The sequence below is a fragment of the Bacillus sp. SIMBA_074 genome (assembly GCF_046534555.1).
Classification (GTDB): domain Bacteria; phylum Bacillota; class Bacilli; order Bacillales; family Bacillaceae_G; genus Bacillus_A; species Bacillus_A mycoides.
This window is the reverse complement of the sequence record NZ_JAWRYM010001111.1, coordinates 1-242: the sequence shown is the minus strand read 5'-3', so window position 1 is coordinate 242 and position 242 is coordinate 1. Positions and strand designations below refer to the sequence as shown.

Sequence of the window (242 nt, the reverse complement as noted above, 5' to 3'; positions counted from 1 at the left end):
GTAATATGCAATATCCATACCAACTTTTCTTAATTTTCAGATATTTACAAAGGTCATCGTTATTTATCCTCATCATATACAAATTGGTATTTGCCTAGCTTGCGCATGATCGTCGTTTGACTAACCTCCAGGGCTTTGGCCATTTTTCTGGTTGATTTATATGTAGAAAGGGCTTGTGATAATAATTGCTTTTCCGTTTCCTCTAACGCTTTTTTCAAGGGAATGATTCCTGTTAAATTGAC

General features: G+C 35.1%; 1 protein-coding gene. It reads right to left on the bottom strand.

Annotation, left to right across the window (positions count from 1 at the left end; translation table 11 throughout):
- Positions 1-59: 59 nt before the first annotated feature.
- Positions 60-242: TyrR/PhhR family helix-turn-helix DNA-binding protein (locus tag SB773_RS34195; protein ID WP_410594953.1), on the bottom strand; the 183-nt coding region annotated here is incomplete at its 5' end.